Source organism: Blautia glucerasea, from assembly GCF_020537505.1.
Lineage (GTDB): Bacteria > Bacillota > Clostridia > Lachnospirales > Lachnospiraceae > Blautia_A.
The window spans coordinates 210441-217472 of sequence record NZ_JAJBMO010000005.1; the positions used below are offsets into that span (position 1 = coordinate 210441).

The window sequence follows — 7032 nt, forward strand, 5'->3', positions numbered from 1 at the left end:
CGGGTTACTAATTGTTGTGAACATAACGCATTGCCTCGTCCGGATCAACCTGGTAACGAACACACTCCAGTGCGATGGTCAGACGGTTTACCTCATGCTCTTTGTGGTAAAGATAAGAATACAAAACAGCTACTGAATAAGGATCCTTGCGAGCCTCTTTCTCAAGCACGGTACGGAGCAGACTATTATAAAGCTCCTCCATGGAGATCAGGTTCAGCTGCTGATATTTCCTGCCATACCAGGTACGGGAAAAGATCTGCTCACCCTCTTCTTTGCTGGTAGCTTCCACCAGAGCTGTGATTTCTTCTTTCTTTAGTTTATAATTCACGGGAATCAGCTGTGCGTAGATGGCTGCCGGCTCCATTTTGTAATAACGCTTGGACCGCAAGATAAACTGCAGGTTCAGCATATCAAACTTCTCACCATAAGCCTTGGTGATCTCGTCCAGATCGTTTCCCTTGAATAACTTTTTGCGGACACTCCAAATCTGATTAAAATAATAAAGATCAAGAGCCATTCCGTAGTCAAATAAAAGTCCATTGCCGTTCTCATATACGCTCTGAAGGGGAGCGTAGAATTCATTGCCCTTCAGGGCTGTCATGAACTCATCCATATTTCCGGCACCTGCCACTCTGTCAATATCCAGCTTGGAATGATGCAGGAAAAAGTCGCGGTAAGGACTCATATCCACAGGATTGGTGCTTCTGTGATCGAAAAGATTCGTTAAAATCTCTTTCAGAACACGGATCTCGTAGCGCTTGGAATAAAGTGCCAGGAATTTGCGCTGTTCCTTGTTTGCAAAATTGTAAATGCGGGAGAAATTTCCGAAAATAGATTTCTTCAGAAGCTTCTCAATCTCGCCTCGGTGAAGGTTGTTCTCATCAAGGTCTGACCATTTACTGACATATTCCGGCGTTTTCTTTAAATAGGAAACTACCTGTGGAACGTCCGAAAAACGGACGATTTCCTGAAGCTGTTCATCTGTCACCAGATGGCTGCTCATAGCGCGTATTTTCGTGGAAATTCCGCTGTAGGAAAGAACGCTTCCCATTACATCACTTCCTCCTGAATGATCTTTTCAAAAATTTCTCTGGAAAGGCGTTCGTGATTCTTCTCGTAATAAGCGTCAAGCTGACTTAAGGATTTCTGGGTGTCCTCACGCAGGGATGACAGGCGCTTATCCTTCTCACCTTCAAGATTCCGGCGAATTTCCTTAATCTGCTCTTCCGTCTGTTTCTCCAGCTGGGTGTCGAATTCCTTGGACTGCCTTTCCATCTCAGCTGAAAGAGCTTTCTTCTTCTGCACAGCATCCTTCATAATGCTCTCTGCAGTGGTCTCTATCTCGGACAACTTACCGATTATCTGTTCCATTTTTCCCCTCCTTTTTCAAGTTTTAAGTATCTTACACCCATTTTGATGAAAATACCAGTCAAACTTTGCCTAAAATTTTCACAAAAATTCAATACAATTCCATATGATTTGACTAAAAATTAACAATCTTCTCAAATTCTATCATAGCAAAAATATATAGCCAGTACACGTATTAATTATAATTGGAAGAAAGTGCATATTTGTGCGTTGTTTTCACCTATCGTTCCCCTTTATCCTTCCTTCCCAGGAGCTCATTTTCAGTCAAATTTGGTCAGAAATTGTTTCTGTGACGGTGTTTTTTGTTTTATTTATCACGGACATGGGTAGAAAATCGTGATATCAATATTATTGCGGAAAACTGGGAAATCATGTATAGTAGTTTTGTTATTAAGAATAGATACGATCTTAGCTGACTTAATCAGCTTTTAAACAGTTATAAAAGCATTTACAGGAGGAACTCATGCGACTTAGAAATATACCTGGCGCAAAAGACGCCATTGAAGAAAGTATTTACGTAATCCAGAATCCCCAGGAAAATAAGGGCAGCTGGGACAAAGTCTTCCCTCAGGATCAGCTCATCCACCTGGAAGTTGGCATGGGAAAAGGCCGCTTCCTTATGGATATGGCCAGGCTTCACCCGGAGATCAACTACATCGGGATTGAAATGTACGACAGCGTACTCCTCCGCGCCATCCAGAAAAAAGAAGCCCTGGCAGAAGAAGGTCAGGAGCTTTCCAACCTGAAATTCATGCGCATGGACGCCCGCCTGCTTCCGGACGTTTTTGAGAAAGGGGAGGTTGACAGAATCTACCTGAACTTTTCTGACCCATGGCCCAAGGCGCGCCACGCTTCCCGCCGCCTTACTTCCCGGGAATTCCTTGCCCGCTACAACAAGATTCTGAAAGAAGACGGAACCATCGAGTTCAAAACTGACAACCGAGGCCTGTTCGACTTTTCCCTGGAAGAAGTTCCGGAAGCCGGATGGAAACTGGAGGCACACACCTTTGACCTGCATCATAATGAAGAAATGATGATTGGAAATGTAATGACCGAATATGAAGAAAAATTTTCCTCTATGGGAAATCCGATCTGTAAGATGATCATTCGTCGTTAAATGTTTCACCTTGCTGTATTTCTTTTCATATTATAAGGAAGAAATATCTGGCAGGAGTTTTTTATATGAAGCGAACCAGATCTTTGCAAAAATTTGCTGCTCAATTTGGCTATGAACATAAAAACAGAAGCAATCCCTTCTCCAGCATAAAAAAGCATGCCAATGAACTGTCCAAACTGCTGGACAGCATGTTTCCCAAGGACAAAAACGACAAAGAAAAATCATAGAGGTACCTGATTAAAAATGATAGAATGGAAAAAATTCTTCTGGCCCACTACCCTGGATAAGGGAATGACGCTTTACCAAAACAAACGGGTAATTAACATAACCGAAAATAATGACAAATACACAGCAAGTGTTCTTGACACCAAAAGATATGAAGTTTCTTTTTCGATAAGAGATAGAAAAATAAAAGGAACCCGCTGCCAATGTCCCATGTCTAAAGGCATGGGACTTTGTGAACATGTTGCTGCTGTTTTATACGCTGTAGAAAACAAGGAAGAAGACCTGGAAAAGCAACGCTTAGAAGAAGCCCGGAAGCATGCTGAACAATACAAAAAGGAAGCCGAACAAATGAAAAAAGACGAACTGAAGAAATTGCTGGAAGAAGCCCGGAAAACCGCAGCGGACGCACAACGCCTCATAGACGAATCAAAAAAGACTCAGGAAGAGAAAAAACGTCGTCAGGAAGAAGCTAAAAAGAAAGAAATGGAAGAGCGCCGCCTGAAACGAGAACAGGAAAAAGCAAAAAGACGTGCCGCCCAGCAGAAACAGGAAGAACTGGAACGCCAGCGTCAGGAGAAGCTGCGTGCAGAACGTGAAGCCAAAGAACGGCAGCTTTTCGAAGAGCGCAAACGTCAGGAAGAGCTGGAAAAACAAAAGCGTAACGAAACGTACCAGCTTCTTGGCGGTTTCCCAAATGACAGTGACGCAGACGACGATTCCTCATTAGAAGGAAATATCCAACAGCTGGAAAATTACAGCTATTTTGACGGCAACAAAATTCTCGAATCCTTAAAACTCACTGCCAAAGACCGAAAAAGCGGGGAAGCCATCTATCGCCAGGGGAAAATGAATGTCTCTGACATTTCCTGCGGTTACGACAGGATGAACGGTCAGCGCCTTGGCCAGGTGGAGGCAACTTTCCAAACTGGCAGAAATAATTTTGATGTCACACTCCTTTTTTCCCACGAAGAAGTGACTTACGCAAGATGCGGATGTCCGGAATGCAGCAGGAAATACTGGGGCTGGTACTCTGATAAGTCCAAATGCCAGTATACCGCTGCTCTGGCTTTTTATGTTCGGGATTATGTAAGCCACAATAATTTTTCAGATGCCACAGACATGAACGGAGACTATCTGCTAAACTCCTACCGCATGGGACAGATCAAAAATGGCCAGAAAGAAACGCCGGCCCAGGTTTCTCCAAGCGTTTCCCTGATTCCAAGGCTGACTCAGAATGGCAATAAACTTTCCGTTTCTTTTAAAGTAGGAACTTCCAAAATGTTTGTGGTAAAAAAACTGGATGACTTCTGCCGCCAGGTTCGCAACGGTGAGATCGTTCAGTATGGAACCAGCACCCAGATCAGCCACAAAACGCAGGATTTCACAGAGGAGAGCCGTAAATGGATCCGCTATATTGACCGGATCGTCCGCGAGGAAGAGCAGTTTGTAGACAAAATCCAGAATTCCGGCATCTATTTGCCTCAAAAATTTAATGTTGGAAATTCTCTGGATCTTTTTGGCTGGCGTCTGGACAGTTTTTATGACAATGTCGGCATTGAGAAAATAGATTTTGAAGATAAAACTCCGGATGTAGCCCGTAAAAAAGCCCAGCTTCACTGCAAAACAGTGAATCCACGGATTTCCATACGGATTCTGGATGCCTCTAAGGATAAAAAGCAGTTTGACGGTGTCACAGTAAAGGGATACATCCCAGAGCTTTTTCAGGGTATGGACTCTTCATACTTTATTCAGGATGACAGCTTCTGCAAAACAGAACCGGCCTTTATGGAAAAGGTCCGTCCATTGACAGCGCTTTCCAGAAATGGAGAATTCCACTTCCAGATGGGACGTAATACATTGTCTAATTTTTATCACAATGTGCTGCCTCAGCTTCAGGAGGTGGCGGATATTACGGAGGAAAATCCGGAGAAATTCAGGCAGTACCTCACCCCTGAAGCGCACTTCGTATTTTATCTGGACATGGAAAATGATAACGTTATCTGCAAGGTAAGCGCCTTTTATGGAAAAAAGGAATTCTCTGTAGGAAAGCTTTTACTTCATGAGAACATCTCCCCAGACCAGCAGTTCCGTGATTTTCCTCTGGAAAACAACATTCTGGATCAGACAATGGAATGGCTGCCTTACTATGATCCCGACTTTGACGTACTTCACTGCAATCATGACGAAGAACTGAGCTATCAGATCATGGAGTCCGGAACTGCCGCCCTCATGGAGCTTGGCGAAGTACGCTGCACCAACCGGTTCCGCAGCCGACATACCTTAAAGACTGTAAAGGTTTCCGTTGGGGTGTCCGTGTCCGGCGGACTCCTGGATCTGAATATTTCCACGGATGATATCTCCAGCCAGGAGCTTCTGGATATCCTGAAAAGCTATCAGCTGAAGAAAAAATATTACAAGCTGAAAAGCGGCGAATTCATCAATCTCCAGGAGCAGAATCTGGAAATGCTGGCAGGACTGATGAAAACACTTCATCTCACTCCAAAAGAATTTGTCAAAGGAAAAATGCACATTCCCGCATACCGCACCTTATATCTGGACCAGATGCTGGAAAACAACGAAAACATATACACCAACCGTGACCGTCATTTCCGCGAAATTGTAAAAGGTTTCAAGACCATCAATGATGCGGATTTCGAAGAGCCGGAAAGTCTTTCCAAAATCATGCGAAAATACCAGAAAAACGGCTACAAATGGCTGCGCACCCTGGAAGCATGGAAATTCGGCGGAATTCTGGCTGATGACATGGGACTTGGAAAAACCTTACAGGTGATTGCAGTCCTTCTTGCAGCGAAGCTGGAGGGCAAAACCGGCACATCCCTGGTAGTGGCTCCTGCCGCCCTTGTTTTCAACTGGGGTGAAGAGCTTGCCAGATTTGCCCCGGAGCTGAAAGTTTCCCTGATTACAGGAAGTCATTCTGAACGTCAGATGCGACTTCAGACATATACAGACTTCGACGTTCTGGTTACCTCTTACGATCTTTTGAAAAGAGATATTGACCAGTATGAGGAAAAAGAATTTTTATACCAGATCATTGATGAGGCGCAGTATATCAAGAATCATACAACTGCAGCAGCCAAATCCGTAAAGGTAATCCACAGCCAGACCCGCTATGCACTCACAGGTACTCCAATTGAGAACCGTCTCAGCGAACTTTGGAGCATTTTCGACTATTTGATGCCAGGATTCCTTTATGGTTACGATACATTTAAAAAAGAGTTTGAAACTCCAATCGTAAAAAACAATGATGAAGCTGCTATGACACGTTTGCAGAAAATAGTTGCTCCATTTGTCCTGCGCCGTCTGAAAGAGGATGTTCTGAAAGACCTTCCGGAAAAGCTGGAGGAAATCCGCTATGTAAAATTTGACGACACCCAGCAGAAGCTGTATGACGCCCAGGTTGTACATATGAAAGAAAAAATCGCCCAGCAGGATGAGGGCGAATTTAACAAGAGCAAATTATGGATCCTGGCTGAACTGACAAAGCTGCGGCAGATCTGCTGCTCTCCTTCTCTGTGTTTTGAAAATTACCGCGGCGAATCTGCCAAGGCTGAGAGCTGTATGCAGCTGATCCAGAGTGCTATTGATGGTGGGCACCGTATGCTTTTATTTTCCCAGTTTACTTCCATGCTGGCTCTTCTTCAGGCAGCACTGGAAAAAGAGGGAATCCCTTATTACATCATCACAGGTGAAACCTCCAAGCAGAAACGCCAGGAGCTTGTGAAACAGTTTAATTCTGATACCACTCCTGTATTCCTCATCTCCCTGAAGGCAGGTGGCGTGGGACTGAACCTGACAGGTGCAGATGTGGTTATCCACTATGATCCCTGGTGGAATCAGGCCGTCCAGAACCAGGCCACTGATCGCGCCCACCGCATCGGTCAGACGAAGAAAGTTACCGTGTACAAGCTCATCGCCCGCAATACCATTGAAGAAAAGATTCAAAAGCTCCAGGAAACCAAACAGGATCTCGCCGAGCAGATCATCAGTGGTGACATGGGGCAGCTTGGCAGCATGAGCAGAGAGGATATTCTGGAATTGCTGTAGAATAAAGTATTATTGCTATTTTGTGGGTTGGTCGTTACCCCGTACGCGATTTCACAATGTATATTCACCGCCGCGCGGAGCAACGTTCCTGAAATGCGCGGCTACGTGAATATACATTGCAAAATCGCTGGTTACTGGCAGTGGGAAGAAAGAAACAGTAACGACAACAACGGGGGGGTGACGTAGTTGGTATCCCGCATATTTACTAGCTTTTCTAACCTATCGTATCCAAAAGGTATCGGGAAACCAACACATGT

At 44.5% G+C, this 7032-nt stretch carries 5 protein-coding genes; 3 read left to right on the forward strand and 2 right to left on the reverse strand.

What is annotated here, in order from left to right:
- Window positions 1–7: 7 nt before the first annotated feature.
- Together LIQ05_RS06665 and LIQ05_RS06670 are read right to left on the reverse strand one after the other, a co-directional pair.
- Window positions 8–1051 carry a V0D/AC39 family V-type ATPase subunit gene (locus LIQ05_RS06665; RefSeq protein ID WP_226819567.1) on the reverse strand — a complete coding sequence of 348 codons (1044 nt, stop codon included), beginning with the start codon at window positions 1049–1051 and terminating at the stop codon, window positions 8–10.
- Window positions 1051–1371, reverse strand: coding sequence for a hypothetical protein (locus LIQ05_RS06670; RefSeq protein ID WP_226819568.1), 321 nt, complete (start codon window positions 1369–1371; stop codon window positions 1051–1053). The genes LIQ05_RS06665 and LIQ05_RS06670 overlap by 1 nt, the downstream gene beginning before the upstream one ends.
- Before the next feature lie 460 nt (window positions 1372–1831).
- Between LIQ05_RS06670 and trmB the strand changes: the two genes are divergently transcribed.
- The 3 genes from trmB (at window position 1832) to LIQ05_RS06685 (ending at window position 6775) form a co-directional block, all read left to right on the forward strand.
- A complete protein-coding gene (gene trmB / locus LIQ05_RS06675; RefSeq protein WP_226819569.1) occupies window positions 1832–2485 on the forward strand; it encodes a tRNA (guanosine(46)-N7)-methyltransferase TrmB in 654 nt (217 codons plus the stop codon).
- 65 nt (window positions 2486–2550) lie between these two features.
- Window positions 2551–2712 (forward strand): hypothetical protein, encoded by a 162-nt coding sequence (locus LIQ05_RS06680; protein WP_173716921.1) that lies wholly within the window; start codon window positions 2551–2553, stop codon window positions 2710–2712.
- Between the two features lie 64 nt (window positions 2713–2776).
- The gene (locus tag LIQ05_RS06685) at window positions 2777–6775 is read left to right on the forward strand and encodes an SNF2-related protein (protein ID WP_226819581.1); all 3999 of its coding nucleotides are present in this window, start codon (window positions 2777–2779) and stop codon (window positions 6773–6775) included.
- Window positions 6776–7032 lie beyond the last annotated feature (257 nt).